Origin of the sequence: Xanthomonas campestris pv. badrii (assembly GCF_012848175.1) — a bacterium.
Lineage (GTDB): Bacteria > Pseudomonadota > Gammaproteobacteria > Xanthomonadales > Xanthomonadaceae > Xanthomonas > Xanthomonas campestris_C.
In genome coordinates this window covers 4,115,520-4,138,142 of the sequence record NZ_CP051651.1, presented here as the reverse complement: position 1 = coordinate 4,138,142, position 22,623 = coordinate 4,115,520, and the positions used below count along the sequence as shown (strand labels likewise).

Annotated in this window: 19 protein-coding genes and 1 pseudogene; 14 read left to right on the top strand and 6 right to left on the bottom strand. The window is 65.4% G+C overall.

What is annotated here, in order from left to right; all coding sequences use genetic code 11:
- The first annotated feature begins 21 nt into the window (after positions 1–21).
- The gene (gene tssA, locus HG421_RS17645; protein ID WP_169707492.1) at positions 22–1,065 is read left to right on the top strand and encodes a type VI secretion system protein TssA; all 1,044 of its coding nucleotides are present in this window, start codon (positions 22–24) and stop codon (positions 1,063–1,065) included.
- A gap of 182 nt (positions 1,066–1,247) precedes the next feature.
- Here tssA and HG421_RS17640 read toward each other — a convergent pair whose 3' ends face one another.
- The gene (locus HG421_RS17640; RefSeq protein ID WP_169707491.1) at positions 1,248–1,538 is read right to left on the bottom strand and encodes a DUF2782 domain-containing protein; all 291 of its coding nucleotides are present in this window, start codon (positions 1,536–1,538) and stop codon (positions 1,248–1,250) included.
- Between the two features lie 77 nt (positions 1,539–1,615).
- On the opposite strand from HG421_RS17640, the gene polA reads away from it, so the two are divergent.
- Entirely contained in the window at positions 1,616–4,396 is a 2,781-nt protein-coding gene (polA, locus tag HG421_RS17635; RefSeq protein ID WP_169707490.1) for a DNA polymerase I, read from the top strand.
- Between the two features lie 650 nt (positions 4,397–5,046).
- On the opposite strand, the gene hemF is transcribed toward polA, so the two are convergent.
- The gene (gene hemF / locus HG421_RS17630) at positions 5,047–5,946 is read right to left on the bottom strand and encodes an oxygen-dependent coproporphyrinogen oxidase (RefSeq protein WP_169707489.1); all 900 of its coding nucleotides are present in this window, start codon (positions 5,944–5,946) and stop codon (positions 5,047–5,049) included.
- A gap of 669 nt (positions 5,947–6,615) precedes the next feature.
- Between hemF and HG421_RS21640 the strand changes: the two are divergent.
- The 11 genes and pseudogenes from HG421_RS21640 to HG421_RS17575 form a co-directional block, all read left to right on the top strand.
- Positions 6,616–7,092, top strand: a pseudogene (locus tag HG421_RS21640) (transposase); the annotation flags it as partial.
- Between the two features lie 156 nt (positions 7,093–7,248).
- Entirely contained in the window at positions 7,249–7,752 is a 504-nt protein-coding gene (locus HG421_RS21635; RefSeq protein WP_429001925.1) for a transposase, read from the top strand.
- 57 nt (positions 7,753–7,809) lie between these two features.
- Positions 7,810–8,352, top strand: coding sequence for a GNAT family N-acetyltransferase (locus HG421_RS17620; protein ID WP_248279406.1), 543 nt, complete (start codon positions 7,810–7,812; stop codon positions 8,350–8,352).
- Between the two features lie 68 nt (positions 8,353–8,420).
- A complete protein-coding gene (locus HG421_RS17610; protein ID WP_169707488.1) occupies positions 8,421–9,260 on the top strand; it encodes a DUF692 domain-containing protein in 840 nt (279 codons plus the stop codon).
- Between the two features lie 4 nt (positions 9,261–9,264).
- Positions 9,265–10,116 (top strand): hypothetical protein, encoded by an 852-nt coding sequence (locus HG421_RS17605; protein WP_169707487.1) that lies wholly within the window; start codon positions 9,265–9,267, stop codon positions 10,114–10,116.
- Positions 10,103–11,311, top strand: a complete 1,209-nt coding sequence (locus HG421_RS17600) for a hypothetical protein (protein ID WP_169707486.1) — start codon at positions 10,103–10,105, stop codon at positions 11,309–11,311. Before HG421_RS17605 ends, HG421_RS17600 begins: the two co-directional genes overlap by 14 nt.
- Positions 11,299–11,982 (top strand): ATP-binding cassette domain-containing protein, encoded by a 684-nt coding sequence (locus HG421_RS17595; protein ID WP_169707485.1) that lies wholly within the window; start codon positions 11,299–11,301, stop codon positions 11,980–11,982. The genes HG421_RS17600 and HG421_RS17595 overlap by 13 nt, the downstream gene beginning before the upstream one ends.
- Positions 11,969–13,237: an MFS transporter gene (locus tag HG421_RS17590; protein WP_169707484.1), complete on the top strand. Its 1,269-nt coding sequence runs from the start codon at positions 11,969–11,971 to the stop codon at positions 13,235–13,237. The genes HG421_RS17595 and HG421_RS17590 overlap by 14 nt, the downstream gene beginning before the upstream one ends.
- A 4-nt stretch (positions 13,238–13,241) precedes the next feature.
- A complete protein-coding gene (locus tag HG421_RS17585) occupies positions 13,242–14,018 on the top strand; it encodes a phytanoyl-CoA dioxygenase family protein (RefSeq protein WP_169707483.1) in 777 nt (258 codons plus the stop codon).
- Positions 14,015–14,479 carry a nucleotidyltransferase substrate binding protein gene (locus HG421_RS17580; protein ID WP_169707482.1) on the top strand — a complete coding sequence of 155 codons (465 nt, stop codon included), beginning with the start codon at positions 14,015–14,017 and terminating at the stop codon, positions 14,477–14,479. The genes HG421_RS17585 and HG421_RS17580 overlap by 4 nt, the downstream gene beginning before the upstream one ends.
- Positions 14,466–14,822: a nucleotidyltransferase family protein gene (locus tag HG421_RS17575; RefSeq protein ID WP_104622223.1), complete on the top strand. Its 357-nt coding sequence runs from the start codon at positions 14,466–14,468 to the stop codon at positions 14,820–14,822. Before HG421_RS17580 ends, HG421_RS17575 begins: the two co-directional genes overlap by 14 nt.
- A 271-nt stretch (positions 14,823–15,093) precedes the next feature.
- Here the strand turns inward: HG421_RS17575 and HG421_RS17570 are convergent, their stop codons facing one another.
- From HG421_RS17570 to HG421_RS17555, 4 genes are all read right to left on the bottom strand, one after another.
- Entirely contained in the window at positions 15,094–15,669 is a 576-nt protein-coding gene (locus tag HG421_RS17570) for a hypothetical protein (protein WP_169707481.1), read from the bottom strand.
- Positions 15,666–16,382, bottom strand: a complete 717-nt coding sequence (locus HG421_RS17565; protein ID WP_169707480.1) for a hypothetical protein — start codon at positions 16,380–16,382, stop codon at positions 15,666–15,668. Before HG421_RS17565 ends, HG421_RS17570 begins: the two co-directional genes overlap by 4 nt.
- A 134-nt stretch (positions 16,383–16,516) precedes the next feature.
- Positions 16,517–17,821: an IS4 family transposase gene (locus HG421_RS17560; RefSeq protein ID WP_168968412.1), complete on the bottom strand. Its 1,305-nt coding sequence runs from the start codon at positions 17,819–17,821 to the stop codon at positions 16,517–16,519.
- A 686-nt stretch (positions 17,822–18,507) separates the two neighbouring features.
- Entirely contained in the window at positions 18,508–20,868 is a 2,361-nt protein-coding gene (locus tag HG421_RS17555) for a S9 family peptidase (protein ID WP_169708246.1), read from the bottom strand.
- Positions 20,869–21,225: 357 nt separating this feature from the next.
- Between HG421_RS17555 and HG421_RS17550 the strand changes: the two genes are divergently transcribed.
- Positions 21,226–22,569, top strand: coding sequence for an AMP-binding protein (locus HG421_RS17550; protein ID WP_169707479.1), 1,344 nt, complete (start codon positions 21,226–21,228; stop codon positions 22,567–22,569).
- Positions 22,570–22,623 lie beyond the last annotated feature (54 nt).

The window sequence follows — 22,623 nt, the reverse complement described above, 5'->3', positions numbered from 1 at the left end:
ATCCCCGACGGAGCCCATGCCATGCACGACGACAGCACCCTGCAGACCCTGCTCGCTCCGGTCAGCGACGACGCGCCGGCCGGCCCGGATCTGGAATACGACCCGGACTTCCTGCGCCTGGAGCGCGACTCGGCCATCCGCGCCGAACGCAGCCTGGGCGACAGTGTCATCGCCGCCGAAGAACCGGACTGGGACAAGGTGCAGACGCTGGCGCTGGAACTGAGCCGGCGTAGCCGCGACCTGCGCGTGGCCAGCCGGCTCGGCGCGGCCTGGCTGCGCTTGCGCGGGCTGCCCGGCTGGGCCGACACCCTGGCGCTGATCCACGGCCTGCTGGAGCAGCACTGGGACAGCGTGCACCCGCAACTGGATGCCGACGACGACGACGACCCCACCTCGCGCGTCAATGCCCTGGTCGGCCTGAGCGATCCCATGGGCCTGCTCGGTGTGCTGCGCACCACCGCGTTCGTGCAGTCGCCGCGGCTGGGCCGTTTCAGCCTGCGCGACCTGCGCGTGGCCAACGGCAGCATCAAGCTCCCCGACGGCCAGAGCGGCCCCAGCCTGGCCGAAATCGAAGCCTGCTGCCTGGACTGCGCGCCCGAGACGCTGGCCGCCTCCGCCCAGGCCATCAGCGATGCGCTGGCGCACACGCGTGCGATCGACGCCCTGCTGACCGAACGCCTGGGCACCGCCGCGCCGGACCTGCGCCCGCTGCTGACCGACCTGCGCGAGCTGGAGCGCTTCGTGCTGCCGCATTGGCAGGCCCGCGACAGCGGTGCCCCGACCGACATGCCCGAGGCCGACGCCGTGCCGGCAGGCGAGGGCAGCGCCACGGTGGCCGGCAGCGCCCGCCCGCCCGGTGCCATTGCCGGTCCGGACGATGTGCTGCGCCGCCTGGACGAGATCTGCGCCTACTACGCGCGCTGCGAGCCCTCCAGCCCGGTCCCGATGCTGCTGCGCCGCGCGCAGCGCCTGGTGGGCTGCGACTTCCTGGCCCTGATGAAGGAACTGGCCCCGGCCGGCATCGACGACCTGCAACGCGTCACCGGCCCGCTGGACAACGGCTGAGCCCTGCGCCCAGCGACGTCAGGCGCCGTAGACCCGCATCAGCGTTACCCGTCACTGACAAGCTCCGGCTCACCGGAACCAAACGGCCATCGCATCCACATAGGCCGCCCAAGGCCGGCATCACCGGCACGAGCGGCTGGCAAAGCCGCCGTGCTCACGCTCTACGAATCCCGAATCCCGAATCACCAGCTATACAGCTGCCAATACACCTTGTTGACCTTGTCCTTCTCCGCGTCGGTGTGCCCGTCGTGGTCGCGGTCGTACAGGAAGTACGGCGCCCCGCGTGCCGGCGTGATGCGCACCATTTCCAGCTGACCGTTGACGCGGTATTCGTCCACCTTGTCGCCATTGCCCATGGTCTTGCTGGTGACATCGGCACCGGCCGGGATCCCGTCACCGCCAGCGCCGCCGGAGGTGGTGGCACAGCCGCCAAGCAGCAGCAGCGGCAACAGCAAAAGACGTGCTCTCTTCATCGTGATGGTCCGTGTGAGGTCGTCGCCGAGTATGCGCTGGCCGGGTGTGGCGTGGGCGTGCAGCGTAGAATCACTGCATGAGCAGATTAGTCCTGATCGACGGGTCCAGTTACCTGTATCGCGCGTTCCACGCGCTTCCGCCGCTGACCAATGCCCAGGGCGAGCCCACCGGCGCCTTGTTCGGCGTGGTCAACATGTTGCGCGCCACCTTGAAGGAGCGCCCGGCCTACGTCGCGTTCGTGGTGGATGCGCCCGGCAAAACATTCCGTGATGACTTGTATGCCGACTACAAGGCCAACCGCCCGTCCATGCCCGACGACCTGCGCGCGCAGGTGCAGCCGATGTGCGACATCGTGCATGCGCTGGGCATCGACATCCTGCGCATCGACGGCGTGGAAGCGGACGATGTGATCGGCACGCTGGCGCTGCAGGGCGCGGCCGACGGCCTGAGCGTCACCATCTCCACCGGCGACAAGGACTTCGCGCAGCTGGTGCGCCCGGGCATCGAACTGGTCAACACCATGAGCGGCAGCCGCATGGATTCGGACGCGGCGGTGATCGCCAAGTTCGGCGTGCGCCCCAACCAGATCGTGGACCTGCTGGCGCTGATGGGCGATGCCATCGACAACGTGCCCGGCGTGGAAAAGTGCGGCCCCAAGACCGCCGCCAAATGGCTGGCCGAATACGACTCGCTCGACGGCGTGATCGCCAACGCCGACAAGATCAAGGGCAAGATCGGCGACAACCTGCGCGCCGCCTTGCCGCGGTTGCCGCTCAACCGCGAGCTGGTCACCATCAAGACCGACGTGGTGCTGGCCAGCGGCCCGCGCGCGCTGGAACTGCGCGAGCCCAACAGCGAAACGCTGGCCGCGCTGTATGCCCGCTACGGCTTCAGCCAGGCGCTGCGCGAACTCGGTGGCGCTGCCGCAACCGGGGCGCAGACCGACGCGATGGCAGTGGCCCGCACCGAACCCGGCCGCGCCCGCGGTACCGGCTTCGTCTCCGGCCCGGCCAGGGCGCCGGTGGATCTCGATCCTGCACTGGCCGCGCCCGGCCAGTACGCCACCATCCTGACCCAGGAACAGCTGGACAGCTGGATCGCGCGCCTGCGTGCGGCCGGCCAGTTCGCCTTCGACACCGAAACCGACAGCCTGGATGCCCTGCAGGCCAACCTGATCGGCCTCAGCGTCGCCGCCGAGCCCGGCCACGCCGCCTACCTGCCGTTCGGCCACGACTTCCCTGGTGCCCCGGCCCAGCTCGATCGCACCCAGGCACTGGCGCAGCTGGCACCGCTGCTCACCGACCCTGCCGTGCGCAAGCTCGGCCAGCACGGCAAGTACGACCTGCACGTGATGCGCCGTCACGGCGTGGAGCTGGCCGGCTATGCCGACGACACCTTGCTGGAGAGCTTCGTGCTCAATTCCGGCAGCGCCCGCCACGACATGGACAGCCTGGCCAAGCGCTACCTGGGCTACGACACGGTCAAGTACGAAGACATCTGCGGCAAGGGCGCCAAGCAGATCCCGTTCGCCCATGTCAGCCTGGAAGACGCCACCCGCTACGCCGCCGAAGACGCCGACATCACCCTGCGCCTGCACCAGGTGCTCGGCCCCAAGCTGGCCGCCGAGCCGGGCCTGGAGCGCGTCTATCGCGAGATCGAAATGCCGCTGGTAGGCGTGCTGGCCCGCATCGAAGCCAACGGCGTGTGCGTGGACGCAGCCGAACTGCGCCGCCAGAGCGCGGACCTGTCCAAGCGCATGCTCGCCGCCCAGCAGAAGGCCACCGAGCTGGCCGGGCGCACCTTCAACCTGGATTCGCCCAAGCAGCTGCAGGCGCTGCTGTTCGACGAGCTCAAGCTGCCTGCGGTGGTCAAGACACCCAAGGGCCAGCCCTCGACGAATGAAGAAGCGCTGGAAGCCATCGCCGACCAGCACGAACTGCCGCGGGTGATCCTGGAGTACCGCGGCCTGGCCAAGCTGCGCAGCACCTATACCGACAAGCTGCCGGAGATGATCCACCCGCAGTCCGGGCGCGTGCACACCAGCTACCATCAGGCCGGCGCCGCCACCGGGCGGTTGTCCTCGTCCGATCCCAACCTGCAGAACATCCCGATCCGCACCGAAGACGGCCGTCGCATCCGCCGTGCCTTCGTCGCCCCGGCCGGGCGCAAGCTGGTCGCCTGCGACTATTCGCAGATCGAGCTGCGCATCATGGCGCACCTGTCCGGCGACCCTGGCCTGGTGGGCGCGTTCGAGTCCGGCGCCGACGTGCATCGGGCCACCGCTGCGGACGTGTTCGGCCGCACCATCGACACCGTCAGCGCGGATGAGCGCCGCGCCGCCAAGGCGATCAACTTCGGCCTGATGTACGGCATGAGCGCGTTCGGCCTGGCACGTCAGCTCGGCATCGGCCGTGGCGAAGCGCAGGACTACATCGCGCTGTACTTCAGCCGCTACCCGGGCGTGCGCGACTTCATGGAAACCACGCGCCAACAGGCGCGCGACAAGGGCTATGTGGAGACCGTGTTCGGCCGCCGCCTGTATCTGGACTTCATCAACGCCGGCAGCCAGGGCCAGCGTGCCGGTGCCGAGCGCGCCGCCATCAACGCCCCGATGCAGGGCACCGCCGCCGACATCATCAAGCGTGCGATGGTCAGCGTGGATGGCTGGATCGCCGACCACGCGCAACGCGCGAAGATGATCCTGCAGGTGCACGATGAACTGGTGTTCGAAGCAGACACCGATTTCGTCGACACGCTGCTGAGTGAGGTCACCACGCGCATGGTGGCTGCCGCCGAGTTGCGCGTGCCGCTGGTGGTGGATTCGGGCATTGGCGATAACTGGGATGAGGCGCACTGACGCAGTCACGTGCGCTGGTATGCTGAATGAGCAGACCAGCCATACAAAACGCGGACATAATCCGAATTCGGCTGATTTGAGGGAATGAATAACCGCTAAATTCTACATTTTTTTAACAGTTATCTTCACGATCCATCAATGTAGAAAATGGTGTTATATCCCTCGACGGGCGCAACGCCTGTCGGCAGATCTCTCCCATCCCCTGGAGCAGATCTCGGAGCGGAAACTCCTCCCCAAGTCTCCGTTCCCTGGCCCCGCCGACCTCCCCCTGGTCTGCGGGGCTTTTTTATTGCGCGCGTTACACGAGTTTCAGGGGCATATTGCGCAACGCAGCACGGTGAAGCGGATCCTGCTCGCCGCAATTAATCACAAATTTAAATGGGTGTGATTAATTCATTCAATCAACACAGCGTTTCATTTTCCCAATTCAGCTTTAACTGAGGGCGGATGTGAAAGCGCTGGATCGCGATTGGCGAAATACCGTCAGCAAGTCGATATCTGCCAGCGATCACGCGCGGCCATCTACCGCGCCACGCTGTGTAGCGCACTGTCGCGATGCGGCAGGGCCGAAGCACGCGCACCGGCCAGCTTGCCTGATACAGGCCGATGGCCGCATCGCGCAGCAACCTGCCCAGATGCGTGCGACCGATTCAGCCCAGCCAGTCGCGCGGCACCAGATAGTCCAGCAGGCGTGCCTCGGCGCTGCCGGGCTCGGCGCTATAGCCGTATTCCCAGCGCACCCGCGGCGGCAGGCTCATCAGGATGCTCTCGGCGCGCCCGCCGCTCTGCAGCCCGAACAGGGTGCCGCGGTCGTAGACCAGGTTGAACTCCACGTAGCGCCCGCGGCGGTACAGCTGGAACTCGCGCTCGCGCTCGCCGAATGCAGTGTCCTTGCGGCGCTGCACGATCGGCATGTAGGCATCCAGGAAGCCATTGCCCACCGCTTGTTGATAGGCGAAGTCGTGCTCGAAGTCCTGGCCCAGGTCGTCGAAGAACAGCCCGCCGACGCCGCGCGTCTCGTTGCGATGGCGCAGGAAGAAGTACTCGTCGCACCAGCGCTTGTGCGCGGCATAGCGTTCTTCGCCGAACGGGGCGCACAGCGTCTGCGCGGTGCGGTGCCAGTGCTGCACGTCCTCATCCACCGGGTAGAACGGCGTCAGGTCGAAACCGCCGCCGAACCACGCGGCCACTACCTCGCCATCGCGCTCGGCGCGGAAGTACCGCACGTTCATATGCGTGGTCGGCACGTGCGGGTTGTGCGGATGGAACACCAGCGACACCCCGCAGGCGCGCCAGGTGGCTCCCGCCAGTTCGGGGCGGTGCGCACTGGCCGAGGGCGGCAGGCGGGTGCCGGAGACGTCCGAAAAACCGATGCCGGCCTGCTCGAACACGGCGCCATCGCGCAGGATGCGGGTGCGCCCGCCGCCACCTTCCTCGCGCTGCCACAGGTCTTCGGAAAAGCGCGCTCGTCCATCGGCGGCTTCCACCGCGGCGCAGATGCGGTCCTGCAGGTCGGTCAGATAATCACGTACACGGTCGAATTCGTTCATGGCCCCAATTCTAAGCCGTGCACTGGGCGTGGTGTATCCCGCGCAAGCGCGCCCGTTTGTCGCAGTGCGATGCGGGTGACGGCGTAGCAATCAGTGCAGGGCAACGACCAGTCGTGTCACTTGGTGCGCAAAATTCCAGCGCGGCAGCCAACAGTCAGCCAACCGTGCGAGGTGTGCTTTCGTTTCGCGACAAGACCACCAGCAAACTGTCTGGTGACGGCGCCGCTCCCTCGAGGTCTTTGCGCTGGCTGTAGGGTTCTTGCCCGCCCACCATCGCGGGACACGCTGCAAGTACGTCCCTGTAGCTCCTTGGCGGCATCCATGTCGCCAAGGATCCCGCGACGGTGAGCGGGCAAGGACGCGTCAAGATGGTCGTATGCCAGTGCAACCGAACGGCGACACGTGCGTGTTCTGCTGCGCCGTTTCCGTATGAAGAGCTCCTTCAGCAACTGCCGACCAATGTGCTGGTGCAGTGTCCTCGCCGCAAGGATAGGTTTACGGCGTGTGCCGCAAGCGATGGGCGCGCGGTGCGTTCGACCTGGGCTTGAAGATCGCCAGGCAACCGCACACGCAAGCTTCCAGTGTTTTTATGCGCAGATGGTCAGTCCTAGTGTGTCAAAAAAATAGATCCTTTAGCCAGCCCACACCGCGCAAGGATGAACATGGCCGGTGTCAGCCACGAAGCGCGTTTTTCCGCCTCTGGATGAGCTATCGGCTGAGCTTGGCCATGCCGATCGCACGGCGGGCTTACACGGTTATTGCCGGGGATTGAGGCTGCCGTTTGAGCGCAAAAGCGTGAAGCCGCTGGCGGCGCATCTGGATCGGCTGCGGACACGGGCTCGGCATCAAGCCTTGCACCATCTCCTCGCCAAGTCGGATTAGTCCGATGCGGCGGTGCTGGAGCGCGTCGGTCGGTACGTCTCATCGCACATGGATGTGAAGGGCGGGGTGTATTGGATCGTGGACGAGACGGGTTTTCGTAAGAAGGGCAGGCATTGGGTCGGTGTGACCCGACAGTACTGTGGGCAGATCGGAAAGCAGGACAACTGCCAGGTGGCGGTGAGCGTATCGCTGGCGACGCCAGCGGCGAGCGTGCCGATCGCCTCCAATGCGCCATCGCCGCACGGGCGATCGCCACCGGCAGTCGGTAGAGGCACTGGCACTGGCGCTGCCTCGGCGCGCCTCCCGGACCGTGTCATGGCGGGAAGGCAGCAGCGCACCGTTGTCCGGGCGCTTTGCTGCCTTGCGCGTGCGTGCCGCGCAAGGGGATCGTTTGCGCCAAGAAGAGTGGCTGCAGATCGAATGCCCCAAAACCAAGACAAGCCAACGAGATACTTCCTATCCAATCTGCCGGCAAGCACGCGACGAAAGGAACTGGTCAGTACGGTCAAGGCGCGCTGGCGGATCGAACGCGATTATCAGGACCTCAAGCAGGAGTTCGGCCTGGATCACTACCAAGGACGTGGTTGGCGGGGGTTTCATCATCACGCCACGCTCTGCATTGCTGCTCACAGTTTTCTGGTTGCCCAACGCTTGGGTGGGCGCATCAAAAAAAACCGTCCCAACGCCGGCAACCTGCCCTGCCCGAGGATGACCGCCCGCGGGGGGCGGCCGACGCGCGCTCAACGCCATGTGGTCGACTCGATCGCGCCGCTGCGCTGGACAATCGCCGTAGAAAAATCGCGTAAGGCTGCTTGGAAAGATGTCTCCGCACCTTCGGATTTAATGACACGTAGGAATTGTGCGGGAAGGAGAGCACAGGGATTGGGCATGCCTCGGACGAACGCGAACGTTGAAACGAGGTGACTGGGCGGGTTAGGCTCTCGCTATGCCTGATCGACGGCGACATAGACTGTGGCTGACATGGATGCAAAATTACAGGTCGCAGCGCCTGCCCAGGTGCTGGCGCGAAAGGCGGTTTCTCTACGAGCGTCGAGAGTTGAAGACGCGGCCGCTTGGCTGGCGTTTTTGCAATCGCTGGATGACGAGACAGGTTTCATGCTCTTCGAGCCTGGGGAGCGCGCGTCCAGCGTCGCTCGGTATGAGGACGCTATACGCCGAATCCACGCGGTATCGGGCGCGATGCTGCTGCTCTTGTGGAACGCGGCAGGGCACGTAGTGGGTTATGTCAAAGGCGACGTAGTGGCGCTGAAACGAAAAGCCCACGTGATGGCCTTCAGTGGCGCCGTGCATTCCGGCTATCGGGGCGATACCGGGCGCGCAATCCTCGATCTTTTTACGGAACAAGTCGGCAAGGAAGGCGTGATCTATTTTTCAAAAACTGGAAGCGCGGCGGCGTCGGGACTCTCAAGTTGGGTTCCGCCGTGGAAAAGTCGCTCGAGTTGTTTGACGGCCGCTACTCGCATGCCGAACTCCTCAACCGGCATCCTCATCTGTCGACGCTAGTTGCGTCGTTGCTAACTGCGGGCGTCCTTGCGCCTTGCATCCCCGACGCCATGCACGAGGGCTGAACCATGTCGACAATGGTCGGTGTGAACTACAAGAGCCAGCTCCGTGAGGAACTACTCGCCAATACCGGGTCGCTGGATATTCTCGAGGTCACGACCGAGAAACTGTTCATCCAGAGCGACGATCCAGTGCTTGAGATACTCATGTCACGCCTGCCGGTGTCGCTGCACGGACTCGATCTCTCGCTTGGCTCGTCTAATGAAATGCCGGAGACCTATTGCACCAACCTTGCTCACACACTTTCCGTTACGCCCCACGAGTGGTTCAGCGACCACCTCTCGCTCACTGCGGAGGACGGGGTCGAGGTCGGGCATCTGATGCCCATGCAGTTGTCGAACGAAGACCTTGAGCGCACCGTTGCGAAGATCCGGGCAGTTCAGTCGTTCAGCGACCGGCCGTTTCTCGTGGAGAACATCACTTCTTACTACCCAATCCCGGGTTCGATCATCCCCGAAGCGGATTTCCTGCGCATGCTGTGCGAGGCGACAGGCTGTGGCCTGCTCCTTGATGTGAACAACCTCTACATCAACGCGTCGAACCATCACTTCGATCCGATGACCTATTTGGAGCAACTGCCGCTCGACCGCGTCATCGAGGTGCATCTGGCCGGCGGGTCACGCAAGTTCGGCATGATGGTCGACACGCATGCTACGGATGTTTGGCGCGAGGTGTGGGAGCTGTTCGATCAGGTGTGTCGGCGCATACGGCCGGAGGCCGTTATCATCGAGCGCGACTCCAATTTCGGTTTGTTCAGCGACACGCTGGCCGAGCTCGATATTGCCCGCGGCATCCTGGCCCGACGTGGGTTGCGGAAGCCGCTAGCGCTGACCGTCGCCGCTGCTTGACGCCATGTACCACCTGTTTGGGGACGAAGTTGTCACAAGCCTGCTACTGCGTCGCGCAGGGGCACTGCACGCTCAACGATTAGACGATAGGACGGCTGTCGCCGGGTTCAACCAATTTTTGCAGGCCCACTCGATCATAGAGGTAGCGATCGATTGGTTGGGCCCGCGACTCGTCGATTTCGAAGGCCTGAAACCTTACGCGCCTCGGTTCGCGGAGCAGAAGAAGCGTTTCTTTGCGGAGAACTCGTCGTTGCTGCGCGAGCGGCTGGCGAACGGCTACTTCGACCGGGCATTGCAGACGCTCTCCGACAAGGCACCTCGGCTGTGCCAAATGGCGAACTTCTGTGTCCGGTTGATCGTCGTCAACCAACTGAGCGAATACACCAACGGCACCACCGAAGACACCATCGGCGTCGCGAACTTCAACTTCAAGGACGATTTCGACGAACTGGATTTCCATGAGCTGCTTGTCCACCAGCTCGTGCATATGCTGCTTTTCGTCGATGACACGCTTGACCCCCACATGGCACAGGATCGCAAAGACGTGCAGGTCAAAACCGGCTTGCCCTTCGTAATGGGCGGTACCTGCTTCCCGATCTACCTGGCGTTTCACAGCTATATCGTTGCCGTCGAAATGCTGCTGTACCGCGAGGCCACCGGGCAGCTGGACGCGTGTCCGGTTTACCATCGCTCGACGGCGCGTGTGATCCGCATCATCCATGCCTTGGGCCAAGCCATGCGTACGAACTGCGCCATGTTCGACGCGCGCGGACGCGACATCCTGGACCGGGCGTTCGTCCGGGCCGAGGCAGCGGTGGGACGTGTTCAAGCGGCGGCGGCCTATGCGCCCGCATAGCCGCTCGCTGTCCACCTCTGATCTGCTGAGGTTGGCCCTGCGACACTATCGCGTCGAGCTCAAGGAGCGCGTGACGCGGTATAAGCAGGTCGTGCTGGTGATCGCCTTGCTTGCGCTGCCGGGCCTTCCCGCCTTCCAGGCGGTCGTGTTGGCGCCCCTACAGCAGGTCTTCGCCCCGAACCCCGCGGCCGGGGCCAGCGCGGTCGGGTATGTCCTCGTGCTGGCGCTCTGGGCGGCACTCCAGCGTGGTGCCGTGGGCTCTGTAGCGGCGGCTGCGATCATGAACAGCCTGCCCGTGCCGCAGCTCCAGGTGTTGCTCCGCGACGCGCTGTTTCTTGCATCGGTGTCGACCCCTTGGACGGTACTGCTCGCGGTTGCTGCAGGGACCGCGCCACCCCCCATGAATATGGTCGAACGCGTCGTGACCATGCTGGCGGTAAGCGCGATCGCACTCATCGTGCAGTTGGCGATTCTGCGTGCGCGTTATGTCGTTGCGGCGATCAGCGTCGGCGCGGCCTTTCTTGCGTGCGGGGACGCAAGACCTGGCGCAAGGATGCTTGTGGCGACCGCTATCATCGCCGCCGTCGTCTGGCTCGGGAGCTGCCCGCCGTTGCCCCGCGATTTTCGGCCACGCCAAGCCAAGCGTTGCGCGCCAGGCAGACTCGCCGCATGGCGGTGCACAACTCTGACCGCCTTATATTGGATTGGCCTGTACCGCGGGAGGCATGGCGCCTACCGCCTTACGCTGGCACTGGTCGCCGCGCTTGGGGTATTTGTTGGCCTGCTGGTTGCCCAGTCCGACGGGACACCTTCCCGCGCGGTCGGATTAGCTGCCGCCTATGCGGCACTCGCGACCGGTGTTCTCGGGCTCGGTTTCGGCACGCTGACGGGGCACCAACGGGCCTATGCGGGTGTTCTCGCGCCGCTGCCGATCGCGCGTCCGGTGCGGGTGCTGCAGGCGATCGTGGCGGTCGAAGGTCCGGCGTTACTGTTCGTTGGCGTCCTGTTGTCCCTGGTTGCGGCCCGCAGCGGGCTGCGCTGTGGAGCGCTGGTGGCGATCTGTGCGATGCTGCTAAGCGCGTTCCAGTACGTCGCCTACTGCGCGTGGCCGAGGCACACGATCGCCGCCGGATTGCTGTTCTCCATTTCTATCGTAGTTGCCACCTCCTGGGTGGCGTCCGTATGGGCGCGATGACCATGCTTCCACTGTCCTTGACTGAACTGACGATCTCGTACGGGCGGACGAAGATCTTTGATGAGCTGACACACGCGTTTCCGACCGGCTGTCACGTCATCGCAGGCCCTAATGGTGCAGGCAAATCGACCTTGCTGGGCGCCGTGTGCGGCGTCATTCCGTATCGCGGCCGGATCTCCATTGCCGGACACGATTTGAAACGCAATTTCGTCGACGCGCGCCGCAACCTGGCCTTTGTCCCAGATGCGGCCACGTTTTACCCTTTCGTGACGGGAGAAGAGTACGCACGCCTGGTAGCGCGCGCGCACGGACAGGGCGAGGCCGTGGGAGGCGCACGATTTACGCACCTCGTCCACCGCCTCAACGTCGAACCCTACCTCGGCACGACGTTCGGCGAGGCGTCGCTCGGCACCCGCAAGAAATTCATGCATCTGGCTGCGTTGCTGATAGAGCGCCCGCTGCTCGTGCTGGACGAACCGTTTAACGGACTCGACCAAATAACCGCCGACGCGCTCGTCGAGCTGATCCATGATGCAGCTAGCGCAGGGACAGTCCTAATGACCTGTCACCAGTCGGCGTTCGTCGAGGCCATTGAGGCCACCTTATGGCACATTGGACAGGCGCCGCACGACCTATTGCGCCCTGAGGCACACGCGCGTGCCTTCGCCTGACTTCGTCCGCTTTCGGACCGGGCAGTTCCTCGCCATCCTCGGCGGTCGCTGCAGCTTCCTGAGTCTGTCGTGGTGGCTGCTGCCACGCACGGGGTCCAAGGCAGATTTTACCCGGTTGGCGCTCATTTTTTCGTTGTGTGGGCTGGTCAGCCTCCCCATCCTCGCGCCGCTGGCTGATCGCTGGTCGCGCAAGGCCTGTGCCCTCGCCGCAGACCTTTGGTCGCTTGCAGGCGTGATCGCGCTTTGGGCTGCGACATGGGACGGGCACTACCGCCCGCTGGTCACCGAGCTCATTGTCGGCTCGCTTGCGTTGGGCGTGAGCCTGATGACGGCCGTGTCCGGCAGCATCATTCCGTCGCTAGTGCAGCGCGAACGCCTCGGGCAGGCTTTTGCGGCGATTACCGCCTCACAGGCCCTCGTCCTTCTGCTAGCGCCGTTGATCGCCGGATTCGGCGCGACCTGGATCCCGTTGTCGCTGGCCCTCGCGGTCAACGCGGCGATGCTCATGGTTACGCTGCTGTTGACTGCCTCGATCCGTGTCCCCGAGCCGGCGTTGCCGGGTAGGGCGCGCGATGGTTGGTTCACCAGTTTGACGGCGGGGGTGCGCCTGTCGATTCGCATTCCGGCAGAGCGGGACTGGAACGTGATCGGCGCGGTCATCAACGGGTGCGTCATTCCGTTTGTCTCCCTGACAGTGCCCGTTCTCGTTCTCCATGAGCAACGGCAACCCGCGTGGTATGTGGGCGCGTTCAGCGCCGCCATGGCCATCGGACTCTGGGCAGGCAGCCGCCTGACGCCGCGTCGGCGTGGCTCGGTGTCATCCTTGTCAGCGGCTGTCGGCAGCGTTGCGCTCATAGGCGCGGGCATTGGCCTCTACGCAGTATGTGCATCTGCGGGGACACTGGCGGTCGGTTCGTTCGCGTGCGGCGTGGGAACCGGCCTGCATAACTCACGATGCGCGGCGTATCGGAGCGCGGCGACACCGGCGGCGTTCCGGGCACGGCTCTCAAGTTGGGGCAAGTGGTTGAGCCAAGCGGCCGTGCCGGTTGGGCTCGGCGGTTTCGGATGGCTGCTGCAGCACACGTCCGCCTGCGTGGCTGCAGCCACCGCCGCCGGGATCGTTGGGTGTTGCAGTATGGCGCTGTACTTCGCGCAGGGGGTTCGCGAACTGTTGGCGCGCCCTCTGCTGGACGCGCACGACTACTACCTCGTCCGATACCCGGCTGCGTTCGGGGCGAGCGACCTTCGCGAGTAACCCTGTGCAATCCATTAAGGGGCAAATCAATTATTCCTCGGCGTTTCAGCGCCACGGCTATATCGTGCTGCGATCGGCATTTTCGGGCGTGGCCCTTGACCGATTGCGAGTGCTGGCCGATTTCCTCGAAGCCGCACCGGAAACCGCCGGGCGCTGGATGAAGTATTTCGAGCTCGGACCCGGGGGCACGCGTCTTCTCAACCGGGTCGAGGCGTTTCTTGAGCATTGCCCCGAGGCGCCAGCAGTGTTTGACAACCCGGCGATGCATGAGGCGGTCTTTGCCGCCTTCGGGCGGCCGTACGTGCTCTTCAAGGAAAAGCTTAACCTCAAGCCGGCGGGAGGCGGTGGCTACGCGCCGCATCAGGACGCGCCTGCTTGGCGCCTGCTGACGCAAGAGGCGGTCTCGGTAATGGTCGCGGTGGACGAGACAACGGCGGAAAATGGAGCGCTGCAGGTCGATTGCGAGTTCGCGTGCGGTCGCACCCTGCTTCCCCATTCGCACGGTCAGTTGGTGGATGCATGCTCCATTTCGTGGGAGGCGCTCTACCTGTTACCCGGCGACGCGGTCGTGTTCAGCGCGTTTCTGCCTCATCAGTCCAGCCCCAATAGAAGCCGGTCCCACCGCCGCGCCTTCTTCCTGACGTACAACGCCTCGGAAGAAGGGGACCTGCGCGAGGTCTATTTCGCGCACAAGCGTCGCGTCTTTCCACCGGAAATAGAACGGGCTGACACGGCCGCTGTGGCCGGTTGGCGCTCGCGCCTTGCCCGCGAACTGTTATGACCAATCTCAGCGCACTGCCCGAAGCGCTTGATGCGGCCGATCCGGTCGATTGTCCCGCACGCTGGGAGCAGCGTGCCGACAAGTTCGCGTACACGCTCGTGTGGGCGCGCAGTCAGATCGGTGAAGAGACCTTCGGGGCGGGCAACCTCGCCGACCAAGGCCTCATCAAGGTGTTCGAGATCTGCTATGACATGGCATGGCATGCGCTCAACGAGTACCTGCGCTGGCAGGGCCTGATCGATTTGCATGGACCGCGGGACACATTCCGCGAGGCCTTCGCGCGAGGTGTCGTCGGCGACGGCGAGCTGTGGATGGAGATGTGTGCGTGCAGAGCGCTGGCGGTGAAGTCGCACCATGGAGTCATTGCACGCGAGCTTGCCTGCGCCATCGTCCAGCGCCATCTGCCGCTGCTCGAATCGCTCGCCGCGCGCCTCAAGGCGTTTCGCGATGAGCGACTTTGACGCCCCGGCGCCAGGCGGCGTGGCCGCTGCGTACTGGCTGTGCATGGGCGCGGTCTTCGCCCAATGCGTCACGGTGGAAGAGGTATGCCTGTACGGATCGCGCGCACGCGGAACTAACCGGCCCAATTCCGATATTGATCTGTGCGTAACCTCCAGCACACTCGACTTTATTGGTCTGGCGCGGCTTGGCGAGGCGCTGGCCGATCTGGGCTTGCCGTGGAAGATCGACCTAACGCTGCGTCGGACGCGTACCCCTCCGGTCACGGCGCAGCCAGCATTCAACCTAGCGCACCAGATCGCGCGCTATGCAGTTCCTGTCTTCGTTCGCGCGTCTGAGCGATGAGCGCGGCGGCTCGAAAAAGCCGGCAAGGCGCCGCAGGTCGGCGTCCACGGCGCTCGCTCGCACCCGCATCGCAAGCTTGCTGGCGGCTCGCCGCAACACATTGAGATACGCGTCACCGACTTTTGGGCGCGTCAGGTGCCTCTAACAGCGGTTACCAAACAGCGCGCGAGGCATCTCATCAAGCTTCACGTCGTCCAATAGTTCCGCCAAGTTTACCCGCGACTGCTCACTCGAAACGCATCTACATCCAAGTACAGGACCGTTGCCGCTCTTAGTCCGAGGCCGACGACGCAAACTCCGCACATACTGCGGGAGTACACAGCCGCCATGCCAGCGCTGTATGCACGCAGCCGATTGCCAAGGCGCCCAGGCCGGTCAGCAGCAACGCGGCCTGGCGGGTCACCTGCAGGCGTGCCTGCAGCTCCGGCCATTCCGGGCTGTGCACGACGTCGGCAGGCAACATCGCCTGCACGCCGTCGAACAACGGCCCGATCAACGCCAGTCCGCCGAAATTGAGCAGGCCGGTCACCAGCAACACCGCCACGAAACCAAGCCTTGCCCACTCGCGCCGCTGCAGCAGCGCCCAACTCAACCCGCAGAACGCAGCCGAGAGCACCACGCCGGCGACGGATAACGACAGGGCGTGATCGATCAGCCACTGCCAGGAGGGGGGCAGGGTGATGCCTTCGGGCAGCCCTAGCGATGCCGCACCTGGCGTCAGTGCGATCATGGCGATCTGCACCAGATTGGCCAGCACGCTGACCACCCCCAGCAACAGCGAAACCCACGCCAATGGAGTGACGAAGCTACCACGCTGCTGCGCCGATGCTGGCCGGACGGCGCTCATTGCAGCGATGCGATGTGGGCAGCCACCATCGCCTGCCCGGGCGGATCCAGCGCAGGTTGCAGTTGCGCGTACCACTCGGGCACTGTGTCGGCAGGCAGGCATTGGCGCAACAGCGGCGTGCTGCGCTCAAGAAAGGCTTCGAGAAACGGCAGCCCGCGCACGTACAGGAAGTGGCTGTCGGTGATGGACATGCCAGCGTATGCCTCGCGCAGCCATTCCAGGTGCGGCAGCGCGTGCGCCCCGTGGCCGGCGCGGGTGAGCGCGGTAAGGAAGCTGGTACGCGCGGTCGCCGGCGAGGTGGACCGCTCCTGCGCATTGAGGTTGTCGAAGGTCAGCAGCCACTGCTCGCCCTGGACGATCTCGTTGCACATCACCGAGGTGGTTGCCAGCTGCAGTGCGTTGTGTGCGGTGGGCTCCAGCGCGTACAGCGCCAGCCAGTGCGGGTAGGCTTCGCGATAGCGGTCCAGCGCGCTCAACGACAGCGCGCACAGGCGCTGCGCATCGGCACCAAGGTGGAGCTGCGCCTGCGCAGCGTTGTAGGCACCGACATGGTCGCCGCGCCGAAACGCACTCAGCGCCGGCTGCAGCACGCGGTCGATCTCGGCCGCCACCTCCGACGCGTCTGCGGCAGCGACAGACGTTGCCGTCGGTGCCGTGCGCGGCGTGTCTGCCGCAGTGCTCTTGCGTCCAAACAAACGGTCCCACAGGCCCATCGCGTCTCCCTTCCCTGCGCCCGTGGTGAGTGGAAGCGCCATCATGCCGGCGGCGCACCGGTCATGCGGCGGACCGGTGGGCAGCACGCGTGCAGCGATGGCGACTTGCCGGTCCTGCGCCCAATGCCAGTCAGTTAACGCTGATTGGCATTTTTCGTAGGAAACTTCGAAGTGCGGTTCTTGACGACTCTGGGGAAGCTTCGTTCGGTGCGGCGTGGTGGCAGCACGAAGTGCCTGGACTGTGCCAACAAGGCCGTCAGTTGCCTGGGCAGGGTGCCCGCCGAATCCAGGCTCGGGACCGCCAGCAGGTTGACGATGGCATAGCTGGCTGTGTGGAAGCTGATGCGCTGGGGCTCCACCTTGGCGTGAGCGGCCATCTCTCGCATCCAGCGCCGCAGCAGTGTGTAGGCGATCAGCACGCCCCACAGTTCCTGGCGCACCAGCGCGGGCTGCTTGCTGCGCAGTACCGGTTCGCCCTCCTGCAGCGACTGCTTGATCTCGCGGAATCCCAACTCGATCTCCCAGCGCTGGCGATAGAGCTCGGCCAAGGCATGGGCTGGATGCGTGTGGGGACACGGCAACGAGGTGATGAAGCGCCGTAGCCGCCCACCTACGCTGACCTCGATCAGGCGCGCCTGCCAGTGGCTGGGCAATTCCGGACGTGCCTTGCGCGCTTGTGGCGAGACCGGCATGCGGATGCGTGCATCGCCGGGCGCGAGTTGTTCGACGATCTCATGGCGCAGGTTGTCCCGGGCCCGCATCAGCCAGTGACGCTGCGTGCCCGCAGCCTGCCAGTCCAGCAGGAACGCGGCCGAGAAGTACGCTCGGTCAAATAGCGTCACCGAGTGGTCCTGGCCCTGCAGCTGCGCCGCCAGGCTCAGTTCACCGCAGTCCATGCCGCCGAGCTTGGCGTCGAGCAGCTCGTGGCTGTGGGTATCCATCAGGCAGGTGGCGCGAATCTGCGGCCAGGACAAGGGACCATGCTGGTTGCTGCAGCTGCCGAGGTCGGCTCGATTCTCCGCAGTGTCCGGTGCTGCCCAGACCACGCCGTCCACCGCCAGCACGCGCAGTGGCCGCTGCGTATCCACCGGTGTGCGGCTCCAGGCCCGGGTCAATAGACCGAACAGTTCGGCCAGGGGTTCTTCTCCCAGGCGCTGGCGGGCCTGCACGCTGGCACTCGGCGCGGGCAGCGCTTGTGCGTCCAGGCTCAGATCGAGCTGCTGCACCACCTGCCACAGTGGTCGGTCACGAAACAGCGCCAGTCCGATCACCAGCCACACGGCATGTTCGGCCGGCAGCTTGCGCCGCCGGATCGACGCCTTGCCGCTAGTCGCCAGCGCCTGCTCGATCCAGGCCGGCTCTATCAATGTGCTGAGTTGGTCGAGTCGATCAGGGACTCGCGGTAACGTCTCGCGCAGAGCGCTCGCAAACAGGCTCATCAAGCAAAAAAGGGAACGTGTTGAACACGTTCCCTTTTTACTGGATCAGCTCCCCTCGGGGCTTAACTGACTGGCATTGGGTCCTGCGCCAAGCTTAGAGCCACTGGCGTAGCAACAGGTGAGTGCGAAGCAACCCAGACGCCGAGGTTGGTGGGCCTGCGCACGTGCTGCGACGTGGATCCTGATCGCAACGTCGTCGCTGCCGATGGGCGGATCGGCAACGTTCTGCGCGGTAGGTCAGGGCGGATCGTGACTGCGAGATGGCCTGACCCCGGCATCGACCAGCATGTTGCCGGTGGGGGCGCCCATGACCACCTTGATGCCTGGTGCATCTGCGTGCAATACGCGCAACACCCGAGCCCTGCGCGTGTCGTCCATCTCTATGCGCGGACGGCACGCGCAGTCTCGACGGGTTTGGAGCGTGTTATGCACCTTGAGATGAGATGCGTTGACCGCCAGCGGTGCGGAGCGGGTGCTGCGTGGCGCCGGCTTGGTAGCGCCAAGGCAAGCTGCGCGGCGCGCACTCCGTGCCGCTGGCGGCCAATCTTCTGGGGAAGCGTCCTGTGGCGCGCCGATACCGCGTTGCGCGCCTTGACAAGGCGGCCAGCCTGGGCAAGGCGCAGCGCACGCCTTGACTCGACGCGCCACAGGACGCTTCACACTCACCTCAAAGTACCGAACACGCTCTAAGGCTTCACCTGTTCGTTGAACAGCTTGAGGATGCGCTTGTACTCGTCGAGCCACGCGTCGGCGCGGGTGAAGCCGTGGCGTTCCAGCGGGTAGGGCGCCACCTGCCAGTTGTCCTTGTGCAGTTCGATCAGCTTCTGCGTCATGTCCACCGAGTCCTTGAAGAACACGTTGTCGTCGATCATGCCGTGGGCGATCAGCAGGTGGTCCCGCAGCCCGTCGGCGTAGTTGATCGGCGAGGAGGTCTTGTAGGCCTGCGGATCGAGCTCGGGCGTGTTGAGGATGTTGGAGGTGTACTCGTGGTTGTACTGCATCCAGTCGCCCACCGGCCGCAGCGCCGCGCCGGCCTTGAAGGTGCCGGGGCTGCGGAACAGCGCCATGTAGGTCATGAAACCGCCGTAGGAACCGCCATAGATGCCGGCGCGTGCGCGATCGCCCTGCTTGGTGGCCACCAGCCAGTCCAGGCCGTCCAGGTAGTCTTCCAGCTCCGGATGACCCATGTTGCGGTAGATCGCGGTGCGCCAGTCGCGGCCGTAGCCTTCGGAGGCGCGGTAGTCCAGATCCAGTACGATGTAGCCCTGCTGCACCAGCAGGTTGTGGAACATCTGCTCACGGAAATACGGCGTGTAGCGTTGCGACACGTTCTGCAGGTAGCCGGCGCCATGCACGAACATCACCACCGGATACTGCTTGCCCGGCTCGGGCGTCTGCGGGCCGTAATACTTGCCCCAGACCGTGCCGGCGCCGTGTTTGGACGGCACCTGCACGTACTGCGGTGCGATCCACGATTGCGCCTTGAAGGCGGGCGTACGGGTGTCGGTGAGCACGGTGGCCTGGCCGCCGGCGGCCGGCACCACCGCCAGCTGCGGCGGCAGATACGCACCGGAGTAACGCACCAACAACTGCTGCCCGTTCGGCGACAGGCTGAAGCCTTCCACACCGTTCAAGGCGGTCACTTCGGTGAGCTGATCGGTGCGCAGGTCGAGCTTGCACACCTCGTAGTCGCCCGGCCACTTCTGGTTGCACAGGAAGTACATGCCGCTGCCATCGGCATTGGGCACCGGCATCGACACTTCCCAGGTGCCACGCGTGCGCTGGCGCGGCTTGCCGTTGCCGTCGATCGTGTACAGCTGTGAGTAGCCGGATTCTTCGGACAGCAGCCACAGCGTACGGTTGTCGGGCAGCCAGCCGAAATCGTTGAAGTCCCAGTTGATCCAGGCGCCATCGCTCAGCCGATGCCGCGGCTGCAGTTTTGCTGCGTCCAGATCCACGCTGGCGATCCAGCGGTCCTTGTTGTCGGTGGCGCGGATTTCCACCGCCACGTTGCGGCCGTCGTCGCTCCAGTGCACGGCTGGACCGCTGCCATCGCCATCGCTTTCCACCCGCACCGCGCGGTTGCCCTTGAGCGCATCGCGCTTGGCGGCCTTGCGCAGGCTTGCCAGCGGATCGGTGGCGATGCCCGGCAGCGCGTCGAACGACAGCTGCCGCGCGCTGCCGGCGGTGACATCCACCAGCCACAGCGCGTGCGCGACCGGCGCGTTGCGGCCCACGCGGGTACGCACTTCCTGGAATTCCTCGTAACCGGATTCGGTCACGTACTTGGGCATCTTGCCGGCCTGGCCCTCGTCGGCCTTCTTGGCCTGGGTGACCACCAGCAGGTGGCGGCCGTCCGGCGACAAGGCGCTGTCGACGATCTCGACCTCATCGCCCAGATACACCGGCGCGGCGGCACGGGTGGCATCGGCACGGCGCCAGGCGTCTTCCTGGGTGCGCAGCGCATCGCGTTGTTCACGGTCGCGCCGCAGCGTGGCCAGCGTGGCCAGTTGCTGCTCGCGCAAGGTATCGGCCTTGGGCGCGGCATTGGGGTCGCGCTCGGCCTTGACCACGGCGACCTGCGCGGTGCCGCCATCGGCGCGCCAGTGATACCAGTTGTTGCCCGCACGCCAGATCGCACCGCCATCGCTGGCGAATTGCGGGCGCGATTCGACCTCGTTGCTGCGGGTCAGCTGGGTGAGCGCGCCCGAGCGCAGATCGCGCAGGAAGATGTCGCCGTTGCGTGCGAACAGCATGCGCTGGCGGGCGGCGTCATAGCTGGGGTTGGCGGCATCCAGGCCGGCGCGCGCGGTATCGGCCACGCGTTCGGCGGCGGCACCGTCGATGCCTTGGCGGTAGGTGTCGCGCACCGGGCTGCCGTCGCGCTTGAGCAGGTATTGCACCTGTTTGCCATCCCATTGCCACCACGCCTGCTCGACCGATGGCCCGATCCAGTCCGGATCGGCCATCACCTGTTCGATGGTGAGCGGTGCGGCGGACTGCGCATGCGCGGTGACAGCCAGCAACAACAAGGACAGCGGCAACAATCTGGGCATCGGCAACAACTGCACGCAACGGAGAGCGGGCAAGCCTAGCAGCTCGCCCGCGCGCAAGGCTTGGGCCACAGGTCATGTCCGCACTGGACCAGTGCGGCATCGCAGGCCAGGCATGGACACATGGCGGGTGCGGCCATAGACGGCGTAGGTGGTTCCACACGCGCGCACGCGCTCCATCGCCACTGCGCACCAGCTGCAATGCGCAACTGCAATGAGGGGCAACGCGCTGCGCGCACGGTCCTGGTCGAGGTTCCCGGCGGCCGCCCCCGTGGCGCAGCCGCGGCCTCCCGACTTGCCAGCGGCCCGGGCGGCGGCCAAGCTAGCGCGCTTTTGCGATTGTCGATCCACATGTCCAGCCTGCCTGCTTCTGCCGTTTCCCACCCCATGGCCGTCGGCGCGCCTGGCCGGCCGCTGGCGTGGCGCGCGGGGCAGTCGGTCGATCTGGCCACCTTCATCGCGCACGTGCACGGACTGGCACAGCAGCTACCCGACGGGCGCCATGCGGTGAACCTGTGCGAAGACCGCTACCGGTTCATGGTGGCCTTCTATGCCTGTGCGTTGCGTGGGCAGGTGTCGCTGCTACCGTCCTCGCGCGCGCCGGCCGTGGTCGGCGAGGTGCAGGCGCGGCACGCCGATGCCTATTGCCTGGGCGATCTGGCGCTGGAGCTGGCGCCGCCACGCTATTGGCAACTGCCCACCGAGCTGCCGCAGGCCGACGGCCCGATACCGCAGCTGGCCGACGACGCCCTGGTGGCGATCGGCTTCACCTCCGGCAGCACCGGTAGCCCGCAGCCCAATCCCAAGACCTGGGGCAGCTTCCTGACCAGTACCCGGCAGGATCTGGTGGCGCTGCAAAGCCTGTGGGCGCACACCGACGCGGTGCCGCACGTGGTGGCCACGGTGCCGCCGCAGCACATGTACGGCATGGAATTGTCGGTGCTGCTGCCGATGGTGACCACGCTGGCGGTGCACGCCGGGCGGCCGTTCTTTCCGGACGATGTGGCACGCGCGTTATCGGAGGTTCCCGAGCCGCGGGTGCTGGTGACCACGCCCGTACATCTGCGCGCGCTGGTCGAATCGGGCGTGGTGTTGCCGCCGCTGGTGGGCATCGTCTCGGCCACTGCACCGCTGGCGCAGGAGATCGCGGCGGCGGCAGAGGCGCGCTTTGGCGGGCAAGTCCGCGAGATGTTCGGCTCCACCGAAACCTGCGTCTTTGCGGTGCGCCGCACCGCGCTGGAGGCCGCATGGACGCCGCTGCCGGGCGTACGCCTGGAAACCCAGGCTGCCGGCACGCTGGTCCATGCGCCGCATCTGGCCACGCCGGTGTTGCTGGCCGACATGATGGACGTTGCGCAAGACGGCCGTTTCCAGGTGCGCGGGCGCCAGGCCGATCTGCTGGAAATCGCCGGCAAGCGCGCCTCGCTGGCCGATCTCACCCGCCGCCTGCTCGCCATCCCCGGCGTGGTCGACGGCATCATGGTGCAACTGGCACCGGAGTCCGGGCAGGCCGTCGGCCGCATCGCCGCACTGGTGGTCGCCCCCACCCTGGACGAGTCACAGATCCTTGCCGCCCTGCGCGTCAGCGTCGACCCGGTGTTCCTGCCGCGCCGCCTGCGCAAGCTTGCGGTGCTGCCACGCAACGAAACCGGCAAGCTGCCGCGCGATGTGGTGCTGGGACTGCTCAACGGCTGAGCGATGCTGGCGCGCGCCTGGCCGGCAGACGCTGTCTGCCGGTCGCTCACCGTG

Coding starts and splice junctions, on each gene's coding strand:
- tssA (WP_169707492.1), top strand. CDS start 22: ATGCACGACGACAGCACCCTGCAGACCCTGCTCGCTCCGGTCAGCGAC.
- HG421_RS17640 (WP_169707491.1), bottom strand. CDS start 1,538: ATGAAGAGAGCACGTCTTTTGCTGTTGCCGCTGCTGCTGCTTGGCGGC.
- polA (WP_169707490.1), top strand. CDS start 1,616: ATGAGCAGATTAGTCCTGATCGACGGGTCCAGTTACCTGTATCGCGCG.
- hemF (WP_169707489.1), bottom strand. CDS start 5,946: ATGAACGAATTCGACCGTGTACGTGATTATCTGACCGACCTGCAGGAC.
- HG421_RS21635 (WP_429001925.1), top strand. CDS start 7,249: ATGCCCCAAAACCAAGACAAGCCAACGAGATACTTCCTATCCAATCTG.
- HG421_RS17620 (WP_248279406.1), top strand. CDS start 7,810: ATGGATGCAAAATTACAGGTCGCAGCGCCTGCCCAGGTGCTGGCGCGA.
- HG421_RS17610 (WP_169707488.1), top strand. CDS start 8,421: ATGTCGACAATGGTCGGTGTGAACTACAAGAGCCAGCTCCGTGAGGAA.
- HG421_RS17605 (WP_169707487.1), top strand. CDS start 9,265: ATGTACCACCTGTTTGGGGACGAAGTTGTCACAAGCCTGCTACTGCGT.
- HG421_RS17600 (WP_169707486.1), top strand. CDS start 10,103: ATGCGCCCGCATAGCCGCTCGCTGTCCACCTCTGATCTGCTGAGGTTG.
- HG421_RS17595 (WP_169707485.1), top strand. CDS start 11,299: ATGGGCGCGATGACCATGCTTCCACTGTCCTTGACTGAACTGACGATC.
- HG421_RS17580 (WP_169707482.1), top strand. CDS start 14,015: ATGACCAATCTCAGCGCACTGCCCGAAGCGCTTGATGCGGCCGATCCG.
- HG421_RS17575 (WP_104622223.1), top strand. CDS start 14,466: ATGAGCGACTTTGACGCCCCGGCGCCAGGCGGCGTGGCCGCTGCGTAC.
- HG421_RS17570 (WP_169707481.1), bottom strand. CDS start 15,669: ATGAGCGCCGTCCGGCCAGCATCGGCGCAGCAGCGTGGTAGCTTCGTC.
- HG421_RS17565 (WP_169707480.1), bottom strand. CDS start 16,382: ATGGGCCTGTGGGACCGTTTGTTTGGACGCAAGAGCACTGCGGCAGAC.
- HG421_RS17560 (WP_168968412.1), bottom strand. CDS start 17,821: ATGAGCCTGTTTGCGAGCGCTCTGCGCGAGACGTTACCGCGAGTCCCT.
- HG421_RS17550 (WP_169707479.1), top strand. CDS start 21,226: ATGTCCAGCCTGCCTGCTTCTGCCGTTTCCCACCCCATGGCCGTCGGC.